The organism is Methyloligella solikamskensis (assembly GCF_042676065.1).
Lineage (GTDB): Bacteria > Pseudomonadota > Alphaproteobacteria > Rhizobiales > Methyloligellaceae > Methyloligella > Methyloligella solikamskensis.
The window spans coordinates 2,210,141-2,231,003 of record NZ_JBHTJO010000001.1 but is presented as its reverse complement, the minus strand read 5'-3'; the positions used below and the strand labels follow the sequence as shown (position 1 = coordinate 2,231,003).

Annotated in this window: 12 protein-coding genes; 8 read left to right on the top strand and 4 right to left on the bottom strand. The window is 63.6% G+C overall.

The window, feature by feature from the left end; genetic code table 11:
* Positions 1-63: 63 nt before the first annotated feature.
* The gene (locus ACFQ2F_RS10805) at positions 64-2,964 is read right to left on the bottom strand and encodes an Rne/Rng family ribonuclease (protein WP_379089712.1); all 2,901 of its coding nucleotides are present in this window, start codon (positions 2,962-2,964) and stop codon (positions 64-66) included.
* Between the two features lie 627 nt (positions 2,965-3,591).
* On the opposite strand from ACFQ2F_RS10805, the gene ACFQ2F_RS10800 reads away from it, so the two are divergent.
* The 3 genes from ACFQ2F_RS10800 (at position 3,592) to prfB (ending at position 8,880) form a co-directional block, all read left to right on the top strand.
* On the top strand, positions 3,592-4,842 hold the full coding sequence (locus ACFQ2F_RS10800; protein WP_379089710.1) for an N-acetylmuramoyl-L-alanine amidase: 1,251 nt from the start codon (positions 3,592-3,594) through the stop codon (positions 4,840-4,842).
* A 281-nt stretch (positions 4,843-5,123) separates the two neighbouring features.
* Entirely contained in the window at positions 5,124-7,634 is a 2,511-nt protein-coding gene (locus ACFQ2F_RS10795; RefSeq protein ID WP_379089708.1) for a penicillin-binding protein 1A, read from the top strand.
* A gap of 129 nt (positions 7,635-7,763) precedes the next feature.
* A protein-coding gene (gene prfB, locus ACFQ2F_RS10790; protein WP_379089706.1) for a peptide chain release factor 2 occupies positions 7,764-8,880 on the top strand; the annotation gives its coding sequence in 2 pieces (ribosomal slippage) (positions 7,764-7,832 and positions 7,834-8,880; 1,116 coding nt in all).
* Between the two features lie 98 nt (positions 8,881-8,978).
* Here the strand turns inward: prfB and ACFQ2F_RS10785 are convergent.
* Positions 8,979-9,653 carry a bactofilin family protein gene (locus tag ACFQ2F_RS10785; RefSeq protein WP_379089704.1) on the bottom strand — a complete coding sequence of 225 codons (675 nt, stop codon included), beginning with the start codon at positions 9,651-9,653 and terminating at the stop codon, positions 8,979-8,981.
* 479 nt (positions 9,654-10,132) lie between these two features.
* Here ACFQ2F_RS10785 and ACFQ2F_RS10780 point away from each other — a divergent pair, with 479 nt between their 5' ends.
* Positions 10,133-13,684: a YhdP family protein gene (locus tag ACFQ2F_RS10780; protein WP_379089702.1), complete on the top strand. Its 3,552-nt coding sequence runs from the start codon at positions 10,133-10,135 to the stop codon at positions 13,682-13,684.
* 13 nt (positions 13,685-13,697) lie between these two features.
* Here the strand turns inward: ACFQ2F_RS10780 and tyrS are convergent, their stop codons facing one another.
* A complete protein-coding gene (gene tyrS / locus ACFQ2F_RS10775) occupies positions 13,698-14,951 on the bottom strand; it encodes a tyrosine--tRNA ligase (protein WP_379089701.1) in 1,254 nt (417 codons plus the stop codon).
* Between the two features lie 157 nt (positions 14,952-15,108).
* On the opposite strand from tyrS, the gene ACFQ2F_RS10770 reads away from it, so the two are divergent.
* Positions 15,109-16,248 carry an anhydro-N-acetylmuramic acid kinase gene (locus ACFQ2F_RS10770; protein WP_379089699.1) on the top strand — a complete coding sequence of 380 codons (1,140 nt, stop codon included), beginning with the start codon at positions 15,109-15,111 and terminating at the stop codon, positions 16,246-16,248.
* A gap of 23 nt (positions 16,249-16,271) precedes the next feature.
* Here the strand turns inward: ACFQ2F_RS10770 and ACFQ2F_RS10765 are convergent, their stop codons facing one another.
* Complete coding sequence (locus ACFQ2F_RS10765) at positions 16,272-16,934, bottom strand: alpha/beta hydrolase (RefSeq protein ID WP_379089698.1); 663 nt, start codon at positions 16,932-16,934, stop codon at positions 16,272-16,274.
* Positions 16,935-17,240: 306 nt separating this feature from the next.
* Between ACFQ2F_RS10765 and ACFQ2F_RS10760 the strand changes: the two genes are divergently transcribed.
* The 3 genes from ACFQ2F_RS10760 to sufC all read left to right on the top strand — a co-directional run bounded on the left by ACFQ2F_RS10760 (position 17,241) and on the right by sufC (position 20,828).
* Positions 17,241-18,383 (top strand): cysteine desulfurase family protein, encoded by a 1,143-nt coding sequence (locus tag ACFQ2F_RS10760; protein WP_379089696.1) that lies wholly within the window; start codon positions 17,241-17,243, stop codon positions 18,381-18,383.
* Between the two features lie 78 nt (positions 18,384-18,461).
* Positions 18,462-19,952 (top strand): Fe-S cluster assembly protein SufB, encoded by a 1,491-nt coding sequence (sufB, locus tag ACFQ2F_RS10755; RefSeq protein WP_379089694.1) that lies wholly within the window; start codon positions 18,462-18,464, stop codon positions 19,950-19,952.
* A gap of 126 nt (positions 19,953-20,078) precedes the next feature.
* On the top strand, positions 20,079-20,828 hold the full coding sequence (gene sufC, locus ACFQ2F_RS10750; protein WP_379089692.1) for a Fe-S cluster assembly ATPase SufC: 750 nt from the start codon (positions 20,079-20,081) through the stop codon (positions 20,826-20,828).
* Positions 20,829-20,863: the final 35 nt, after the last annotated feature.

The following is a 20,863-nucleotide window of genomic DNA, read 5'->3' as shown; positions in this document are numbered from 1 at the left end:
AATCCCCAAAACAAAAGAGGCCCCCGAAGGGGCCTCTCGAGATTGTCTCGTCTTCAGACGATCCTAGCGCTGCCACCAGCCTCGGCGGCGCGGGCGATCCTCGCCCTCTTCCTCCAGCACGACCTCAGTGCTGGCCTGGGACCGCTTTGCGAAGAAGGACCTGCGGTCGCTCGCCTCATCCTCGTCTTCGTCAGACGCTGCCACTGGCTCCTGCTGTTCGAAGCCATTTCCGTTGGACTGGCTTCCGTTGTCCTGAGCGGCCATCTCCGGCTGCGGCTCCGAAGGAGTCTCGGCGGACGGTGTCTCGTCCGAGCTCTTCTCATCGGATGACGCGGCCTGAGGCGCCTCGTCCCGCTTCTTTCTGCCACGAGGTTTGCGGGCCGGCTTGCTCTCCTCCTCGGAGCCGTCGTCGCCGGAAGACTTGGCTTCGGGCTTCGACTCCGACTTGGCTTCGGACATTGCCTCTGCGTCGGCATCGTCCTGAGACGGATTGCTCTCGGCATCTTCGGAGTCCTGCTCCGAGGCCGATCGCTCGCCGCCACGGCCCCGGCCACGGCCACGACGTCCGCCCCGGCGTCCCCGGCGGCGCGGCTTCTTCGGCTGGCCGTCGCCATCTTCCGAGCCGTCGTCGGAGCGCGCCGCGACCGCGTCGTCGTCCTCATCGTCAGACTGATCGTTTGTGTCTCTCGAATCCTGGCGATCGGAAAACCGGTCGTCTCGATCCGATGCCTCCTGATCGCTGCCACCGCGACGCTTGCGCCGACGCCGGCGGGATCGCTTGTTGCGGCCGTCGCCCGAGGACTCGTCTTCTTCTGAAGTGCCCGGCTGGTGATGCGCCCAATCCATCTGCACCACCGCAGCGTCGCCGACCGACATCTCCGTATCGGCCATGCGCTCGATGGTGAAATTGGCGCCGTGCAGGGTTTCACCCGCGGTCACCATGATCGGCACGTCGTAGCGGTGCTCGATATCCTTCAGATGCGCACGCTTTTGATTGAGGATGTAGAGCGCCACGTCCGGAGCCGTGGTGGCGGCGAGCGGCATCACGCCTTCGGTGATCAGCTTGTCCTCGATGGTGCGAAGCACATCCAGCGACACGGATTCGATGGACCGGACCGCGCCGGTGCCCTGGCAGACGGGGCAGGGGCTCGTGCTGCCCTCCAGCATGCCCGTGCGCAGACGCTGCCGGGACATCTCCAGAAGACCGAACGCGCTGATCCGGCCCACCTGAATGCGGGCTCGATCGTTGCGAAGTGAGTCCTTGAGCCGCTTTTCGACGTGACGGTTGTTGCGCCGCTCATCCATGTCGATGAAGTCGATGACGATGAGGCCGGCAAGGTCGCGCAGGCGAAGCTGCCGCGAGATCTCCTCCGCCGCTTCCAGATTGGTCTGGAGCGCGGTGTCCTCGATATTGTGCTCGCGTGTCGCCTTGCCCGAGTTCACGTCGATGGCGACCAGCGCTTCGGTCTGGTTGATGACGATATAGCCGCCAGATTTCAGGGTGACCTGCGGGCTGAACATCGCCGCGAGCTGCCGCTCAACCTTGTATTTAATGAAGAGTGGGTCGGGTTCCTTGTAGAGCTTCACGTTCTTCGCATGGCTCGGCATGAGCATGCGCATGAAGTCCTTGGCATCCCGGTAGCCGTCCTCGCCGGCGACCAGAACCTCGTCGATATCCTTGTTGTAGAGATCGCGGATCGAGCGCTTGATCAGGCTGCCTTCCTCGTAGACGAGGGTCGGCGCGGTGGATTCCAGAGTGAGATCGCGCACCGTCTCCCAGAGGCGCAGGAGATAGTCGTAATCGCGCTTCACTTCCGCCTTGGTACGCTGGGCGCCCGCGGTGCGGATGATAAGCCCCATGCCTTCCGGCACTTCCAGCTCGTCGGCGATCTCGCGCAGACGCTTGCGGTCGGGGGCCTGGGTGATCTTGCGGGAGATGCCGCCGCCCCGCGCCGTGTTCGGCATCAGGACCGTGTAACGGCCGGCAAGCGAAAGATAGGTCGTCAGTGCTGCGCCTTTGTTGCCGCGCTCTTCCTTGACCACCTGCACCAGAATGATCTGGCGGCGGCGGATGACCTCCTGGATCTTGTAGGAGCGGCGACGGCGGCGGGCGCGCTCCGGCACCTCTTCCATCGCGTCTTCGGAGCCGACGGATTCGACGCTCTCGCCGTTGCCGTTCCCGTCCTTGCTCTCCTTGGCACCCTTGGCGGAACTGCGTCCACGGCCCCGGCCGCGACCACGTCCCCGGCGGCGACGGTTGCCGCTCTCGGACTCATCGTCGTTGTCGTCATCGCCAGAGGCTTCGACATCGTCCGAAGAGTCTTCATCCGAAGTGTCTTCGTCAGACGTGTCCTCATCAGAGGTGTCGTCGTCCGACTGATCGTCCTCGTCAGAGTCGTCGTCCTCGTCGTCGCTCTCGTCGGACGATTCCGGTGGCGGCGCCTCTTCGGAAACTTCGTGGGTCAGGTCCTTCTTGGCGAGCATGACGTCGGGGCCGTTCTCCTCGTCATTCTCGTCATCGTTGTCCGCATCGTCCGCCGAGAAATTCTCGTCATCGTCCTGATCGGAGTCCGCCTGGACCTGGTTCTCGTCCTTCTTGCCCCGGCGGCGGCGCGGCTTGCGCTTGCCCGCAGCCGCATCGTCCTCGGCCGCTTCCTGAGCGGAGACGCGGCTTTGCTCCTCGGCTTCCTCTTCGAGAAGAGCCTGCCGGTCGGCGACCGGGATTTGATAATAGTCGGGATGAATTTCGTTGAAGGCGAGAAAGCCGTGGCGGTTTCCGCCGTAGTCAACGAAGGCGGCCTGCAACGAGGGTTCGACCCGCGTCACCTTGGCCAGATAGATATTTCCGCGAAGCTGTTTTCGGTTGGCAGACTCGTAATCAAATTCCTCTACGCGGTTTCCCTTGACGACGACGACCCGGGTTTCTTCCGGGTGGGCCGCGTCGATGAGCATTTTGCTTGGCATGTTGTTGATTCTCCGCCACGCGGGACGGGAAGGGCAGATTGAGCTGCCGCGATAGATATGACCCGAAGGCCCGCGCGAGCTGTTGTTCTGAAGATAATGAGATGTCGCGACGCGAGAGCGCATGGCGAAGCGCCGGGCCGGCGGTGGCGCTCAAAAGAGTAGCGCGCACCGGACCGTGCTGGGCGGGACTTGCGTCCCATCCGAGGCTTCGATCTGTGCATCCGATCTGCATCACGATCTCCGAAAGGCCGTAACTTTCCCGGCCAGAGATGATGTGTCGAGGCGGTCGTCTCTCACCCGCCGCCTGCTCGGCGTCCGCGGTTACATCGTGCAGGACGCTCGAAAATGAGTGACTTACAAGGCCGCTCCGCGCGTATTCGCGGCGCCAGGCCTTCGGCGGTTCGAACGAGTCGAACAGTCATATTTAGGATGCTGCACAGAGATTTGGCAAGTGGCGTGCCAAAGCGACCTTAATCAGCGGCAGCGTAGTCTTAACTATCCCTTTCCGGATTTTTGGCAAGTTCGCAATGGATTGGAGCTTTCGGCGCAGCGCTCAAGGGCTGTGCAGAAAGGTCTCTAGTCCAGGTTGGTTCGAATTTTTGAACGCGCGTTTCGCGAGCTTTGACCATGCGACTCATCCGATCGAGAGACCTCTGGGGACGGCTTACGCCCGTCCTTTGCCTCTTGCTCGCCTTGACCTGGACCCTGGGTGTCGGGGTCTTAAATGCGTCCATCGCCCAGGCTGCGCCCACCGTGGCCAACGACGCACGGCTTGCCGGCGATCAGCAGCGCACCCGTTTCATCGCCGATCTTTCGGAGAAGGTGGATGTCCACGTCTTCTCTCTCGATAACCCGTACCGGGTGATCGTCGATCTGGCCGATGTGCAGTTCCAGATGCCGCCGGGCATCGGCGAAAAGCCAAAGGGGCTCATCAAGGGCTATCGCTACGGCCTCTTCGCGCCGGGCAAGTCGCGCATCGTCATCGATGTCGCCAGCCCCTTCCTTGTCGATAAGACCTTCGTGCTCGATGCGCGGGACGGCCAGCCGGCGCGGCTGGTGATCGATCTCGTGCCGACCGACCGCAAGACTTTCCTCAAGAGCACCGAAGCGGCAGCCGCCGAGACGGCGCCGCCCCCTGTCAGGCCGCTTCCTGCACCCAAGGAGCGTCCCGCGAACGCCAAGCCCATCATCGTGCTCGATCCCGGCCATGGCGGCATCGATTCCGGCGCCGTCAGCAAGAAGGGCACCGAGGAGAAGGACGTGGTGCTGGCCTTCACCGAGCTTTTGAAGGCGCGGCTGGAGAAGACGGAGAAGTTCCAGGTCGAGCTGACTCGTGAAGGCGACCGCTTCCTCACCTTGCGCGACCGGGTGGCCTTCGCCCATGAGAAGGGCGCGAGCCTCTTCCTTTCCATCCACGCCGATTTCTTCCCCCATAAGGGAGAGGCGAGGGGGGCGACGATCTTCACGCTGTCGGAGACCGCCTCCGACGCCGAAGCCCGCGCGCTTGCCGCGAAAGAAAACCTTGCCGACGCCGTGGGCGGCTACGAGCTGCCCCAGGAGCCCGACGAGATCCTGGCCAATATCCTGATTGATCTCGCCCAGCGCGAGACCCAGAATCGCTCCGTGGTGTTCGCCAGCTCGATTCTGTCGACCTTGGAAGGCCGGGTGAAGCTCCACAGCCGCAAGCCGAAATCCGCCGGCTTCATGGTGCTGAAATCGCCGGATGTGCCCTCCGTTCTCTTGGAGCTCGGCTATCTCAGCGACGAGCAGGACGAGAAGCTGCTTCTCTCCGAAGACTGGCGTAAGAAGACCGCTCAGGCGGTCGCACAGGCCGTGGAGAGCTATTTCGAGCGGCGAATCGCGCGCACGCCGTTCTAGGACCCGCTCGCGGGCGCGCCGGCGGCGTCCGGCCCATAATCACGCCAAACCGCGCTTCCCGGCCGTGTCACAGGCAAAAACACTGGTCCGCCTTGCATTTCGGCAGGACATCAGCTTGTTGTTGCCATAATCTTGAATAGGGTCCGAAGACGCCGCAAAAAGGCGGAACACGAGACGGGTTCATGGACATCACAGCTCCAATTAGGCCGCCGGAAAACGGGCGTGGCCGCAAGCGTGGCAGTTTCGTGCTGCGTTTCCTCGGCTTTCTTTTTGCCGCGGGCATGATTCTCTTTGTGGCAGGCGCGGGCGTTGCCGCCTTCCTGCTGTGGAACGTGTCCAAGGAACTTCCGGATTACGAGGTCCTGGCGAAGTACGAACCGCCGGTGATGACGCGCCTGCACGCCAATGACGGCCGCCTGATCGCCGAATATTCCCGTCAGCGCCGTATCTACGTTCCCATCGCCGCCGTTCCGGACAAGGTCATCCAAGCCTTCATCTCGGCGGAGGATAAGAATTTCTATCAGCATGGCGGCCTGGACATTCAGGGCATCATCCGCGCGGTGGTGACCAACCTGAACAACATCCAGTCCGGCCGGCGCATGGTCGGCGCCTCGACCATCACCCAGCAGGTGGCCAAGAACTTCCTGCTCACCAACGACGTCACGATCCAGCGCAAGCTGAAGGAGGCGATCCTCGCCATCCGCATCGAGCGCGCCTTCACCAAGGACCAGATCCTCGAGCTCTATCTCAACGAGATCTATCTCGGCGTGGGCTCCTACGGTGTCGCGGCCGCCGCTCTTAGCTATTGGGACAAATCCCTCAACGAGCTGACCCTCGCCGATGCCGCCTACCTGGCGACCCTGCCGAAGGCGCCGAGCAACTACGATCCCTTCCGCCATCCCGATCGCGCCATCGCGCGGCGCAACTGGGTGATCGACCGGATTGTGGAGAATGGCTACGCGACCCCTGAAGAGGGCGAGCAGGCCAAGGCTCAGCCCCTGGGCGTGACCCGCCGGCCGACCGGTCCGCGCATCTTCGCCTCTGAATATTTCGCCGAAGAGGTCCGCCGCGAGGTTCTCGACAAGTTCGGCGAGGACAAGCTCTACGGCGGCGGTCTTTCGGTCCGCACCACCCTTGATCCGCGCCTGCAGCGCATCGCCCGCAAGGCGCTTGTCGACGGGCTCGTGGCCTACGATCAGCGGCATGGCTGGCGGGGGCCCAAGGAGCAGATCTCCATCGAAGGCGATTGGGGACAGAAGCTCGCCGAGATGGACGTCTGGTCCGATATCGAGCCGTGGCGCGTCGCCGTGGTGCTTGAGAGTGGCGCCAAGACTGCCACCATCGGACTCCGTCCCGGCTTCGACGATTACGGCAAGGTCAAACCCGATCGCGAGAAGGGCGAGATCGCCTATTCGGAAGTGAAATGGGCGCGCCCCGTTCTGGAGCGCGGCATGGGCGGCACGCCGAAGACCGTCGACGCCGTGCTGAAGCCGGGCGACGTGATCTACGTTGCGCCGAAGGAGCCGGGCGAGAAGCAGTCCGAAGAGGATGTGGCGGGCCAGTGGTCGCTCATGCAGGTCCCGAAAGTCGGTGGCGCCATCGTGGCCATGGATCCGTTCACCGGTCGCGTTCTGGCCCTGGTCGGCGGCTTCAGCTTCGCCCAGAGCGAGTTCGACCGTGCCGTCCAGGCTCGCCGTCAGCCGGGCTCGTCCTTCAAGCCGCTCATCTATTCCACGGCGCTGGACAACGGCTACACCCCGGCCAGCATCATCTATGACGGCCCGATCTCCATCGATCAGGGGCGGGGCATGCCGCCCTGGCGGCCGAAGAACTACGAGGCCGGCTCCCATGCAGGCCCGTCGACCCTGCGCTATGGCATCGAGCATTCCCGTAACCTGATGACCGTGCGCCTGGCGCGTGATCTCGGCATGCCGATCATCTCTGAATACGCCCGCCGCTTCGGCGCCTACGACAATCTCATGCCTGTGCTGTCCATGTCGCTGGGCGCCGGCGAGACCACCCTGATGCGCATGGTCGGTGCCTATTCCATGATCGCCAATGGGGGGGTGCAGATCACGCCGACGCTGATCGATCGCGTGCAGGACCGCTATGGCCGCACGGTCTGGCGTCACGACGATCGCGATTGCACGGGCTGCGATGCCAAGGGCTGGCGCGGCCAGGCCGAGCCGGAGCTGGTGGAGAACCGCAAGCAGATCCTCGATCCCATCACCGCCTATCAGATGACCTCCATCCTGGAAGGCGTTGTGCAGCGGGGCACGGGCCGTCGTATCGCGGCGCTCGGCCGTCCCGTCGGCGGCAAGACCGGCACCACCAACGACGAGAAGGATGCCTGGTTCATCGGCTTCACCCCGAACCTCGTGGCGGGCGTCTATATCGGCTTCGACAATCCGAAGCCCATGGGCCGCGGCGAGACTGGTGGCCGGGTCGCCGGTCCGGTCTTCCTCGACTTCATGAAGGGTGCACTTGAGGACGAGCCGCCGGTGCCGTTCCGCGCGCCGCCCGGCGTTAAGCTGGTGCGCGTCAACCTCAAGACCGGCCAGCCGGCCAGCGGCGGTGACGGCGCGGCGATCATGGAAGCCTTCAAGCCGGGGCAGGAGCCTGTCGGTGCCGTCGCCTCGAGCGGCTACAACGACTACGGCGGCCAGCAGGGCCAGGACGGCTACGGCCAATATCAGCCGCAGCCCCAGCCACAACCCCAGCCGCGGCCGCGACAGCGTCGCCAGGAGGATAACCGCGGCTGGCGCTCCATCATTCCGGGCGGTCTCTATTAGCGTCTGAGGTTCAACGTCTTTCGGGCGGCTTTCCCGCTTTGCGGATGCGCGTTTGCGCCTCTTGCGGGGCAGGGCACGCCGCCCTTATCTCTTCAGCAATTTCGACAAGAAAAACCGTGAGGATCGACCATGCGGGCTGAAATCGAAGCCATCGTCGACGACATCAAGGAATCCCTCTCCCTGCTTCGGAGGCATCTTTGACCCGGAGGCAGCGAAAAAGCGTCTGAGCGATCTCGACGCGCAAGCCGAGGACCCCAAGTTCTGGGACGATCCCCAGCACGCCCAAGGTCTGATGCGCGAGCGTCAGCATCTGGAAAGTGCGCTGTCCTCCTATGCGCGCCTGGAGCAGGAGCTTGAGGACAATATTGCCCTGGCCACTCTCGGCGAGGAGGAGGGGGACGAGGATGTCGTCACCGAGGCGACCCGCGGGCTGCAGTCCCTGCTGAAGGAAGCCCAGCGCCAGGAAGTCGAGGCCTTGCTCTCCGGCGAGGCCGACAGCAACGACACCTATGTCGAGATCCATGCCGGCGCCGGCGGGACCGAAAGCCAGGACTGGGCCCAGATGCTGGAGCGGATGTATCTGCGCTGGGCGGAGGATCGCGGCTACAAGGTCGAGGTGATCGGCGAGACCGACGGCGAAGAGGCGGGCATCAAATCCGCCACCCTGCTGGTCAAGGGCAACAACGCCTACGGCTGGCTGAAGACGGAGTCCGGCGTGCACCGGCTGGTGCGCATCTCGCCCTTCGATTCCGCCGCGCGCCGCCACACCAGCTTCGCCTCCGTCTCCGTCTATCCCATGATCGACGACTCCATCGAGATCGAGATCGAGGATAAGGATGTCCGGGTGGACACCTACCGGGCGAGCGGGGCGGGTGGCCAGCACGTCAACACCACCGACAGCGCGGTGCGCCTGACCCATATCCCGACCGGCATCGTCGTCCAGTGCCAGAACGAGCGCTCCCAGCACAAGAACCGCGCCACCGCCTGGTCCATGCTCCGGGCGCGCCTCTACGAGGCGGAGCTTCAGCGTCGGGAAGAAGAGGCGCAATCGGCGGCCGAGACCAAGTCGGATATCGGCTGGGGCCACCAGATCCGCTCCTACGTACTCCAGCCCTATCAGCTGGTGAAGGATCTGCGCACCGGCGTGGAAAGCACCAATCCCAGCGCCGTGCTGGATGGGGCGATCGATCCCTTCATCGAGGCGGCGCTCGCCGGCAAGCTTGCAGAGGTCGAAGAAGACGCCTAATCGCGGCTTCGGTCCGCGGAAACGCAATAAAAAAGGGGACCCCGACGGGTCCCCTTTTCGATTCCGGTAATAGAGAACGCAGGCGCTATTCGGCAGCCTTACTCGGCAGCTTTGGCCTTCTCGTCCGAAGCGTCGTCGGAAAGCGTCAGCGCATCGTCGTCGGAGTCGGCCGGCTTGGAGTCCGAAGACGTCGTGTTGGCGCCGAACGCCGACCCAAATCCGCTCGAGGCCTTCTTCTCCGGCTCAGATGCGGGCTTGCTGGTCTCGCGGGACTGGCGCGCTTCCTTGACCGGGTCTTCCACCCGGCGGGACTTCCCTTCGAAATAGGCGCCTTGCTCGATGGAAAGGCTCTGATGGTAGATGTCGCCTTCCACATGGGACTGGGCCTGGAGCGTCACGCGCATGCCGCTGATGGAGCCGCTCACGCTGCCCCGCACCACCACGTCGTCTGCGACCACGCCGCCTGTGACCCGCGATTTCTCGCCGAGCAGCAGGGAGACGCAATGAACGTCGCCCTGGATCTCGCCGTCCACCTGGATCTCGCCCTTCGAGGTCACATTGCCGACGATGCTGAGATCCTCGCCGATGATCGAAGGCACGGACTTGCCGCCATAGGACGGGGCGCTCGATGCGGTGGGCGCCGGGCTCGATGCCGCCGGCTTGGTCGATGGGCCGGGCCGATCGCCGAACGCCCGCGACTCGCCGCCCAACCGCTGGCCCAATGACTTGCTGCTGTCTCCTGCCGTGTCTCGCTCTGGCTTTTTCGTAAACATCTCCCGTCCCTCCGAAGCGAATACTGTCAGGGCGCGCTAAACGGCTTGTCTAGCGGCTTGTTGCTGCTCGGAACCATAGAGCCCCAGGCCTTGATTGTCCCGGAGTTTCTAAAGGGAGAATCGAAATTTTCGACGCAGCCATTGTCCTGGTAGACTCTGCCAAAACCGCCTTCCTTTGGCCGATTTTGGGCCGTCTTATGCAGCGAATCCGGGAAAGGCTCGAAAAAAGATCCCGCTGCGCCGCGCTCATTCGACTCTTTCGGGGATACCGTAAAATCTGGCCATGAAATCAGACCGATAGTCGGGCTAAGTTAGAGTCGGGCGTCGCTGAGTTGCCAAGCTTAGTTGCGAAGACGCTGCACGAATGGTCGAAGGCGGCACGAAGTCCGCTCGGGGTGAGGGCGCCAACCAATCTCAACTGCATGGACAAGCCGACTTCAACTGCACTGGTGAGATGGTCAGGAAGGGGCCGGGCTCTTATGAAGCTCCCGGCCCAGGGCCGAGCTCTGGCCAATCGCTTGCCTCCGCCGGTGCAGAGCGAGCTGCGCAAGCTCTCCTCCCACGGCGCCCGGCTTACCCGCGAGATCTTCGCCGGCATTCTCGTCATTGGCTTCGTCATCATCCTCGCCGGCTATGGACGTTTGGCCCAGGGCCCGATCACCATCCCGAGCTTGGTGCCCGCAGTGGAGGACGCCATCAACGGCGAGCTTCAGGACATGCATGTCGAGATCGGCGACGCGATCCTCCAGCGCTCACCCGACGGTCCCGGGATCGCCTTTCGTCTGAAGAACATCCGGCTCGTCGATGCCCAGGGGGCCGTGTTGGCTCAGGCGCCGTTCGCCGCTATCGGCCTGAGCGGCAGCGCGCTGCTCTCCGGCCGTATCGCGCCGGGTAGCGTCGACTTCATCGGCGCCCGTCTGCTGCTCTTCTATTCCGACGATCAGGGGCTCTCCTTGAGCTTCTCCGAAGCCGCGGAAGTCGACGCCCTGTCCATGTCGAAAGACGCCAAGGGGGCCTCCCAAGCCTCTCCCTTCGGCGAGCTCCTCCCAAATGAGGACCTCGTCGAACGGGCCAACAGGGCGGCCGGCCAAAAGCTCAATGTCACCGAGACCGTCAGCGAAGTCTTCGAGCAGGCCCGCAAGGGCTCCAACTCTTACCTGACCCGCTTCGGCGTGGAGGATGCCCTGGTGCTGCTCAGCCATGACGGTAAGCAGACGTTCTGGCAGGTGCCGGATTTCTCCGTCGATTTGAAGCACGAGAAATGGCGCAGCCGGCTGGTCGGCGAGGCCACCATGCAGTCCGACAGGGGCGACTGGCGGCTCGAGTTCAGCACCGTGCAGGACCCCAAGCGGAACCAGCTTGCGGTCAACGTGAAGGTCGAGGATTTCGTGCCGTCCTCCATGGCCGACAAGTTCCCCGACCGGCCGGCGCTTCAGGGGCTCAACATCCCCGTGACCGCCAACGCCGATATCCGGCTTTCCGAGAAGGGCCAGGTCGTGAGCTGGGAGGCCGGGCTCTATCTGAAGCCCGGCGACATCACCGTGCCTTGGGAGGAGGAGTATCCGACCTGGATCGACTCCGGCGAGTTTCATCTCGCCTATCCCGAAGGCCAGGACCGGGTGGTGGTCGAGAAATCCACCGTTCGGTGGGGCCGCAGCAAGATCGCCATCAGCGGCGCCTTCGATGCCGTCAAGAACGAGGACGGCAAGGTCTCCCGCTGGGATTATCATCTGAAGGCCGACGAGGCGTTCCTGGCGGCCGATGAGTTCGGCGTCCCGCCCATCGCTGCCGACGAGCTGAGCGCTAAAGGGTGGGTCGGGCCCGCCGCCAAGGTGGTGACGGTCGACCGTCTGCTGCTCCGCGAAGGCGACGCCCAGGTTCAAATCTCAGGCAGGATGGAGAACGCAGAAGGCACCACCCCGGCCATGGTGATCAAGGGGCAGGTCAGCTCCATGCCGGCTGAGGTGTTCCAGCAGTTCTGGCCGAAATTCGTGGCCGCGGGCGCGCGGGAATGGTCGGGTGAGAATGTCAGTGGTGGTCAGGTGCTGGGCGGCACCTTCGACATCAATATCGGCCCGGGCGAGGTCGAGCAGGTGATCGAGCACGGCGCGAAATATTCCCAGCCGGTCCTGTTCGACATGCAGCTTGAGAACCTTCAGGTCACCTATTTCGACGGCATGCCGCCGGTCACCGTCCCTGAGGTCGGGCTGCATCTCCGCGGGGCCAGCTTTTATGCCGATATCCCGCAAGGCACCATCACCCTGGATTCCGGCGAGCGCATCGAGTTGAGCGACGGGCGCTACGAGGTCGCCGATCTCAGGCCCAAGACCGATACCGGCGTGGTCACCTTTTCCGGCGACGGAGGGCTCGCCGCAGTTCTGCAGCTGCTCGACAACGAGCCCCTCAACTTCATGCAGGACATGGGCAAGGATCCGACCAGCTTCGGCGGCCGGGTGCGGGGCGACTTCGCCGTCACCATTCCGCTGAAGAAGGATCTGGAGCCCGAGGAGATCAGCTTCAACGGCCAGGCCAAGCTCACCGATGTGGTCGCCGCCAATGTGGTGGGCGATCTCGACATCCAGGGCGGCACCTACGACGTCAACGTCACCGAGACGGCTCTCGTCCTGGAGGGCGACCTCGTCGTGAAGGAGATCCCCGCCCAGGTGCGGGTCGAGCGGCTCTTCGGCGTGCCTGAGGAGAGCCAGCCCCCGGTCCGGATCAGCGCCGTGCTGGATGCGGCCGCCCGCGACAAGCTTGGGCTCGGCGTGAACCAGTTGGTGACGGGCCTTCTGCCGGTCACCGTCTCCGTCACCGATCCGAAATCCGAAAAGCCCAAGCTTTCCGTCGAGGCCGACCTGACCAACACCCAGCTCGTGATCGCCGGCATGGGCTGGAACAAGCCGTCAGGCCAGCGCGCGACCATCACCTTCGATATCGACGAAGGGCAGGGCGGCGCCACCGTGCTGAACGACATCCAGATGCGTGGCGACAAGGACATCAATATCGATGGCTGGCTTGCCCTGAATAGCGATCTCGGCCTGCAATCCTTCCATTTCAGCGACTTCTCCTTCAACGCCCTGACCCATCTCGAGGTCGGCGGGGAGATGGGCGAGGACGGCGTGCTGAGGGTGAAGGCCCGCGGGCCCTCCTATGACGGAAAGCAGGCGTTCCGCTCGCTGTTTTCGGCCGGTCAGCTTGCCGACAACGCCTCGGGAACGACTGGCGATGCCATGGATATCAACATGGATGTCCAGATCGACAATATCGTCGGCTATTACGGCACCACGCTCAAGCAGGCGCGCATCACCATGAGCAAGCGCGGGGACAATCTCACCGCCCTTGATGCCGAAGGACTTCTAAACGGCAAGGACTCCCTTAAGGTCAATCTCAAGCGTGAGGACGGAAAACGCGTCCTGCGGGCCGAGACCGCCAATGCGGGCGACGCCTTCCGCCTCGTCGGCTTCTACCGGCAGGTCCAGGGCGGCAGCGCCACGCTGATCGTCGACATGGATGCCGGCGCGGGCGACAGCAAGAGCGGTCAGCTCTGGGCGCAGAATTTCCAGGTGGTCAGCGACCGGGTCGTGGAGGACGTGCTGAGCGATCAGCAATCGGCGGCCGCTTTCGGCCAGAGCAAGCGCCGCAACCGCCGTGATCGCATCACCTTCAACAAGCTCCGCGCACCGTTCACCGTCGGCAACGGCCAGTTCATGCTCCACGACGCCTATATGAACGGCCCGACGCTCGGCGCGACCATGCGCGGCCGGGTGAACTTCAGCCAGGACACGGTGGATCTCGGCGGCACCTATGTGCCGCTCTACGGCCTGAACTCCGCGCTCGGCCAGATCCCGCTGCTGGGCAATCTGCTGGTCGGCCGCCAGGGCGAGGGGATCGTCGGCATCACCTTCGCCATCAAGGGCAATCTCTCCGACCCCGCCGTGCTGGTGAACCCCATGTCGGTGGTGGCGCCGGGCATCTTCCGGCAGATCTTCGAGTTCCAGGGCCAGCCGCCGGGCGCAGGCGCCCAGCGCTAAGCCGCGAACAGCCTTATTGGGGGGTCAGGAGCGCGTGACGCTTCTTGCCGAAGGAGAGCTTGATCTCGCCCTCGGCATTGAGATCGTCCCGGGTGATCAGACGCTTGGGATCGTCGACCGCGGCATCGTTGATCTTCAGCCCGCCGCCCTTGATCTGGCGTCGCGCCTCGCTGGTCGAAGCCACGAGCCCTGCGTCCACAAAGGCGGTCAGAACGCCATAGCCCTCGTCGAGGGCATCCGGTGCCACGGGGAACCGCGGCAGGCTTTCCCCGGAAGTGCCTTGCTCGAAGGTCTTCAGCGCCGTCTCCGCCGCATCATCCGCGGCTTTTCGGCCATGGAGCAGGGCGGTGGCCTCCGTCGCAAGGATCTTCTTGGCGTCGTTCAGTGATGCGCCTTCCAGCGCCTCCAGCTTGGCGATCTCGTCGAGAGAGAGCTCTGTGAAGAGTCGCAGGAAACGGCCAACGTCGCCGTCTTCCGTATTCCGCCAGAACTGCCAGTAATCGTAGGGGCTGAGCAGGTCCGGATTGAGCCAGACTGCGCCCTTGGCCGTCTTGCCCATCTTGGCGCCCGACGCCGTCGTCAGCAGGTTCGTGGTCAGCCCATAAAGCTCTACGCCCTCGGTGCGCCGGGCGAGCTCGATGCCGTTGACGATGTTTCCCCACTGATCGGAGCCGCCCATCTGGAGCTGGCAGCCATAGCGCTTGTAGAGCTCGACGAAATCGTAAGCCTGCAGCACCATGTAGTTGAATTCGATGAAGCTTAAGGGTTGCTCGCGATCGAGCCGCTGCTTCACGGATTCGAAGCTCAGCATGCGGTTCACGCTGAAATGCCGACCGTAATCGCGCAGGAACTGCACGTAATGCAGCTTGGAGAGCCACTCGTCGTTGTCGATCATCATGGCGTCGGTGGAGCCATCGCCGAAGGTGAGGAAGGATTTGAAGACCTCCTTCAGGCTCGCCTTGTTGGCCTCGATGTCGTCTTCGGTCAGCATCTTGCGGGATTCGTCCCGGCCCGAAGGGTCGCCGACCTTGGACGTGCCGCCGCCGATGAGCACGATGGGCTTGTGACCGGCCTGCTGCAGCTTGCGCAGCATCATGATGCCGAGCAGATGGCCTACGTGGAGGCTGGGCGCGGTGCAGTCGAAGCCGATATAGGCGATGATCCGGCCGTCCGCCGCCAGATCGTCCAGGGCAGACGGATCTGTGCACTGATGGATATAGCCGCGCGCCTCAAGCGCCTTTAGAAAGTCGGATCGAAAGTCGCTCATAGCATGAATATCTTACAGTAAAGCCCGGGACATCGGGCCATATACGTTAGTGGGAGGCGGCGCCGGCAACGGGCCGCGAAGGGGCCAATGACAAGCTGCCAAGGAATTGGCCAGCTGCCTCTACCAGCTTTGTTGAGAAATTGCACGGAATGGAACCATGCATGATGCGGTGACGGTGCTAGGCCTTATGAGCGGCACCTCCATGGACGGAATCGATGTTGCGCTGCTCTCCACAGACGGCGAGCGGCTGACGGATCGGGGGCGGGGCCTAAGCTATCCTTATCCCCTCGATGCGCGCGATCGGGTGCGCGAAGCGAGCAAGGCCGCCTGGCGCATCTGGGGACCTCATGTCAAAAGCCACGCGGTCGATCCCGAGGACATGGCCCTGCTGGAGGCCGTCGAACGGGAGGTCACAGAGCTCCACGCCAAGGCCATCAGCGATTTCCTCGATGCCTTCGGACTGTCCCGCAAGGACATCAATCTCATCGGTTTCCATGGCCAGACCGTGTTTCATGACGCGTCCCGGCGCATCACCCGCCAGCTCGGCAACGGGCCGCTGCTCGCCCAGCTCGCCCGCATCGATGTGGTGCACGATTTCCGCTCCGCCGATGTCGCCGCCGGCGGGCAGGGGGCACCGCTGGTGCCCGTCTATCATCGGGCCGTCTCCGACGAGATCGGCTTCGAAAAGCCCCTCGCCGTGGTCAATATCGGCGGTATCGCCAATATCACCTGGATCGATGCCGACGGCACCGTCATCGCTTTCGATATCGGACCGGGAAACTGCATGCTGGATGAGTGGATGCAGCAGGAGGCGGGGCTGGCCTTCGACCGGAACGGCGAAGCAGCTCTCCGCGGCAAGGTGGACAAGGCCGTCCTGAAGCGCCTCGCCAGCCACCCGTTTTATCGGCGGAAACCGCCGAAATCCCTGGATCGCTACGACCTTCCGGGGCTGAAGGAGCGCGAGTTGAGCCTGGAGGATGGTGCGGCGACCCTAACCGCGCTCACGGCCCGGGAGATCGCGGCCTGTGCTGAATTCCTGCCCAAGCGCCCGCGCCGCTGGGTGCTGGCCGGGGGCGGGGCGAAGAACCCCGCCATCGTTCAGGCCATTGCGGAAGCCGTCCGCGAGCCGGTCATCTCGGCCGATGAGATGGGCTGGTCGGCGGAGCATTTCGAGGCGGAGGCCTTCGGCTTTCTGGCCGTCCGTGCGCTGCGCAAGTTGCCCCTGACCTTCCCGTTGACGACAGGCGTGCAGCGGCCCCTCACCGGCGGACGGCTGGCCAGAGCGCCGCGCGGCTAGAGCCCCGCCCAGGGCAGACGGCATTACGCCTTCTTGGCTTCCGGCGCTTCGCCCAGGCGCTTGTCGAGATACTCGTCGACGGATTCCATCAGCGCATCCATGCGGCCTTCGAAGAAGTGGTTCGCCTCTTCCACCACCGCATGATCGATCACGATGCCCTTCTGGGTCTTCAGCTTCTCAACCAGGGTGCGGACCGAATCCGTCGGCACCACCCGGTCGTTCGCTCCGTTGATCATCAGGCCCGAGGACGGGCAGGGGGCGAGGAAGGTGAAGTCGTAGAGATTGGCCGGCGGGGCGACGGAGATGAAGCCCTCGATCTCGGGCCGGCGCATCAGAAGCTGCATGGCGATCCAGGCGCCGAAGGAAACGCCGGAGATCCAGCAGGTCGAGGCGTCCGGATTATAGGTCTGCAGCCAGTCGAGCGCCGTGGCGGCATCCGCCAGCTCGCCGGGCCCGTTGTCGAACAGGCCCTCGGACCGTCCCACACCCCGGAAATTGAACCGCAGCACCGAGAACCCGCGCCGCTGGAAGGCGTAGTACAGGTGGTAGACCACCTGATTGTTCATCGTGCCGCCAAATTGCGGGTGAGGATGCAGAATCAGCGCAATCGGCGCGTTCGGCGTCTTCTCGTGGTGATAGCGGGCCTCGATGCGACCGGCCGGTCCGCTGATATTCACCTCGGGCATGAAACATCGACCTCATAGCTGGTGTTAGGAAAGACAGGCGGACCCGTTTTCCGATCGGCCGAATGGGGGCTTCACCGCCGCCATTTCGGGCTCCGTAAACTTGACTCAGCCGGTCAGGAAATCTATTACGAGCATAGATTTTAGAACTGTTCCAAATCGCGCCGGCTGACCGGGATCGGCAGGTGCAGAATTTCGATCCACGGGCCGCGCTTCATAGCATAGGACGCGGGGTCCGGCGCAAGCGCTAACCGAAGCGCAAACGCGCGACATTAGCTTCAGGAATGGCCGCTCGCGGTCGAGGAGAGCATGAAAAGACGCTCCTATCTCGATTATAACGCCACCGCGCCCCTTCGGCCTGCGGTCCGCGACGCGATGGTCGAATCCCTCGATCTTTGCGGTAATCCCTCTTCTATTCATAGCGAAGGTCGCGAAGCCCGCGCCGCAGTCGAGAAGGCCCGCGCCCAGGTGGCCGATCTGGTGGGCGTGGAGCCGAACCAGGTGGTGTTCACCTCCGGTGGCAGCGAGGCCAATGCGCTCGCCATGAGCCTGCGCCGGCGCGGGGAAAACCCCGCCGCTTTCGTGAGCGCTATCGAACATCCTTCTGTGCTGAGCTGCGGCGGCGATGAGCCTGCCATTCTCCCGGTCACAGAGATGGGCGTTCTCGACCTTGAGGCGCTTGCGAAGCTCGCTTCCGAGGCCCATCTGGAAGAGGAGGCACCGCCGCTGTTTTCGGTCATGACCGCGAACAACGAGACGGGTGTTCTGCAGCCGGTGGCGGAAGCCGCACGTGTCGTCCACGAGGCGGGCGGCTTGCTGCATACCGATGCGGTTCAGGCCGCAGGCAAGATCAAGCTGGATTTCGCTGAGCTCGGTGCCGACATGATGAGCCTTTCGGCTCATAAGATCGGCGGACCCAAGGGCATCGGCGCTCTGATCCTTCGCGAAGGGATCAAGATCGAGCCCATGATCACCGGTGGCGCTCAAGAGACCCGCCGGCGTGCCGGCACCGAGAATGTCGCGGCAATCGTCGGCTTCGGCGTGGCCGCGGAATTGGCCGCCGAGGCGCTGTTGGACGATACGGTCCGCCGCCTAAAGGCCCGGCTCGAGGAAGAGGCCCTGGCGGCCGTGCCCGAAGCGGTGGTTTTCGGATCCGAGGTGGAGCGGCTGCCCAACACGCTGTGCTTCGCCGTGCCGGGCACCAAAGCGGAGACCCTGGTCATCGGGTTGGATCTCGGTGGCGTTGCCGTCTCATCCGGGAGCGCCTGCTCCTCCGGCAAGGTGGAGCGGTCTCACGTGCTGGAGGCCATGGGCGTGAAGCCACAGCTCGCCGAAGGCGCGATCCGCGTGAGCCTCGGCTGGGATACGGAAGAGAGCGATGTGGAACGTTTCCTGAGCGCGTGGACCGCGCTGGTGAAGCGGCAGCAGGCTCCGGCGGAAGCCGCGGCCTGAGCGTTAGAAGAGAAGCGGACAAAGAACCAAAGAGGCCGATAGAGGCTAGTTCGATCGAGACAAGTTCGAGGAACAGACATGCCAGCAGTTGAAGAGACAGTCGAACGCGTTCGCGAGATCGACGTCGACAAATACAAATACGGGTTCTCGACCGACATCGAATCCATCAAGGCGCCGAAAGGTCTGTCGGAGGACACCGTCCGCTTCATCTCGGCGAAGAAGGGCGAGCCCCAGTGGCTGCTCGACTGGCGTCTGGAAGCCTATCGCCGCTGGCTCACCATGAGCGAGCCGGAATGGGCCAACGTCCATTACCCCAAGATCGACTTCCAGGAGCTCTATTACTATTCCGCGCCGAAGAGCATGGATAAGCCGAAGAGCCTGGACGAGGTCGATCCGGAGCTGCTTGCCACCTACGAGAAGCTGGGCATCCCGCTGTCCGAGCAGAAGGTGCTGGCCGGCGTCGAAGGCGCGGAGTTGGGAACGTCGCGCCCCGGCGTGGCTGTGGATGCGGTGTTCGACTCCGTTTCCGTCATCACCACCTTCCAGAAGGAGCTGGAGAAGGCTGGCGTCATCTTCTGCTCCATCTCCGAAGCGGTGAAGAACCATCCGGAGCTGGTGAAGAAGTATCTCGGCTCGGTCGTGCCGACGTCGGACAACTTCTACGCCACCCTGAACTCGGCGGTCTTCTCCGACGGCAGCTTCGTCTACATCCCGGAGGGCGTGCGCTGCCCCATGGAGCTGTCGACGTATTTCCGCATCAACGAGAAGCAGACCGGCCAGTTCGAGCGGACCCTCATCATCGCCGACAAGGGCGCCTATGTGAGCTATCTGGAAGGCTGTACGGCGCCCATGCGCGACGAGAACCAGCTCCATGCGGCCGTTGTCGAGCTCGTCGCCCTGGACGATGCGGAGATCAAATACTCCACCGTCCAGAACTGGTACCCGGGCAATTCCGAAGGCGAGGGCGGTGTCTTCAACTTCGTCACCAAGCGCGGCGATTGCCGGGGCAAGAACTCCAAGATCTCCTGGACCCAGGTCGAGACCGGGTCGGCGATCACCTGGAAATACCCGAGCTGCATCCTGCGCGGCGACGGCTCCCGCGGCGAGTTCTATTCGGTGGCCATCTCCAACGGCTATCAGCAGATCGATTCCGGGACCAAGATGATCCATCTGGGCAAGAATACCTCCAGCCGGATCATCTCCAAGGGCATCTCGGCGGGCCATTCGAACAACACCTATCGCGGTCTTGTTTCGGCCCACCGCCGGGCGGCGAACGCGCGGAACTTCACCGCTTGCGACTCGCTGCTGATCGGCGACAAGTCGGGCGCCCATACGGTGCCGTATCTGGAGGCCAAGAATTCCACGGCCGTGTTCGAGCACGAGGCGACCACCTCGAAGATTTCCGACGACCAGCTGTTCTATTGCATGCAGCGCGGCCTGTCGGAGGAGGAGGCGATCGCGCTCATCGTCAACGGTTTCGTCCGCGACGTGCTGCAGCATCTGCCCATGGAGTTCATGGCCGAGACCCAGAAGCTGATCGGCATCAGCCTCGAAGGGTCGGTCGGCTAAGACGAAGCGATACGTTTATACGTCATGCCCGGCCTTGTGCCGGGCATCCACTGGCCGCATGACGCGAGGCCACATGTGGATGGCCGCGACAAAGCCCGGCCACGACGAGCAACAGGGAACGAACGAATGCTTGAGATCAAGAACCTGCACGCCCGGATCGAGGAGAAGGAAATCCTCAAGGGCCTCGACCTGACGATCCCCACGGGCGAGGTGCACGCCATCATGGGCCCGAACGGGTCGGGCAAGTCCACGCTCGCCTATGTGCTGGCGGGGAACGAGAACTACGAGGTCACCGAAGGCTCGGTTAAGTGGAACGGCGAGGAGATCCTGGAGATGGATCCCGACGAGCGGGCCGCCTCCGGCGTTTTCCTGGCATTCCAGTACCCCATGGAGATCCCTGGCGTGGCCACCATGACCTTCCTGCGCACCGCGGTGAATGCCGTCCGCAAGGCGCGCGGGAAAGAGGAGTACTCCACGCCGGAATTCATCAAGGTGGTGCGCGAAAAGGCCAACGAGCTTCAGATCAATCCTGAGATGCTCAAGCGCCCCCTCAATGTCGGTTTCTCCGGCGGCGAAAAGAAGCGCAACGAGATCCTTCAGATGGCGCTGCTCGAGCCCAGCCTCTGCGTGCTGGACGAGACGGATTCCGGCCTCGACATCGATGCCCTGCGCATTGTGGCCGACGGCGTGAACGCGCTCCGCTCGCCGGAACGCTCCATGCTCGTCATCACCCATTATCAGCGGCTCCTGAACCACATCGTTCCGGACCGCGTCCATGTCATGGCCGACGGCAAGGTCGTCCGCTCCGGCGACGCCGACCTGGCCCTCGAGCTTGAAGAGACGGGTTATGCGGAGTTCGGCGGCAAGGCCGCGTAAGCGCAGCCGCGATCATCCGCCAACAGGGAATTTGT

What these genes read in the sequence shown, in the direction of transcription:
- ACFQ2F_RS10805 (WP_379089712.1), bottom strand. Translation starts at nt 2,964, where the DNA reads ATGCCAAGCAAAATGCTCATCGACGCGGCCCACCCGGAAGAAACCCGG.
- ACFQ2F_RS10800 (WP_379089710.1), top strand. Translation starts at nt 3,592, where the DNA reads ATGCGACTCATCCGATCGAGAGACCTCTGGGGACGGCTTACGCCCGTC.
- ACFQ2F_RS10795 (WP_379089708.1), top strand. Translation starts at nt 5,124, where the DNA reads ATGATTCTCTTTGTGGCAGGCGCGGGCGTTGCCGCCTTCCTGCTGTGG.
- ACFQ2F_RS10785 (WP_379089704.1), bottom strand. Translation starts at nt 9,653, where the DNA reads ATGTTTACGAAAAAGCCAGAGCGAGACACGGCAGGAGACAGCAGCAAG.
- ACFQ2F_RS10780 (WP_379089702.1), top strand. Translation starts at nt 10,133, where the DNA reads ATGAAGCTCCCGGCCCAGGGCCGAGCTCTGGCCAATCGCTTGCCTCCG.
- tyrS (WP_379089701.1), bottom strand. Translation starts at nt 14,951, where the DNA reads ATGAGCGACTTTCGATCCGACTTTCTAAAGGCGCTTGAGGCGCGCGGC.
- ACFQ2F_RS10770 (WP_379089699.1), top strand. Translation starts at nt 15,109, where the DNA reads ATGCATGATGCGGTGACGGTGCTAGGCCTTATGAGCGGCACCTCCATG.
- ACFQ2F_RS10765 (WP_379089698.1), bottom strand. Translation starts at nt 16,934, where the DNA reads ATGCCCGAGGTGAATATCAGCGGACCGGCCGGTCGCATCGAGGCCCGC.
- ACFQ2F_RS10760 (WP_379089696.1), top strand. Translation starts at nt 17,241, where the DNA reads ATGAAAAGACGCTCCTATCTCGATTATAACGCCACCGCGCCCCTTCGG.
- sufB (WP_379089694.1), top strand. Translation starts at nt 18,462, where the DNA reads ATGCCAGCAGTTGAAGAGACAGTCGAACGCGTTCGCGAGATCGACGTC.
- sufC (WP_379089692.1), top strand. Translation starts at nt 20,079, where the DNA reads ATGCTTGAGATCAAGAACCTGCACGCCCGGATCGAGGAGAAGGAAATC.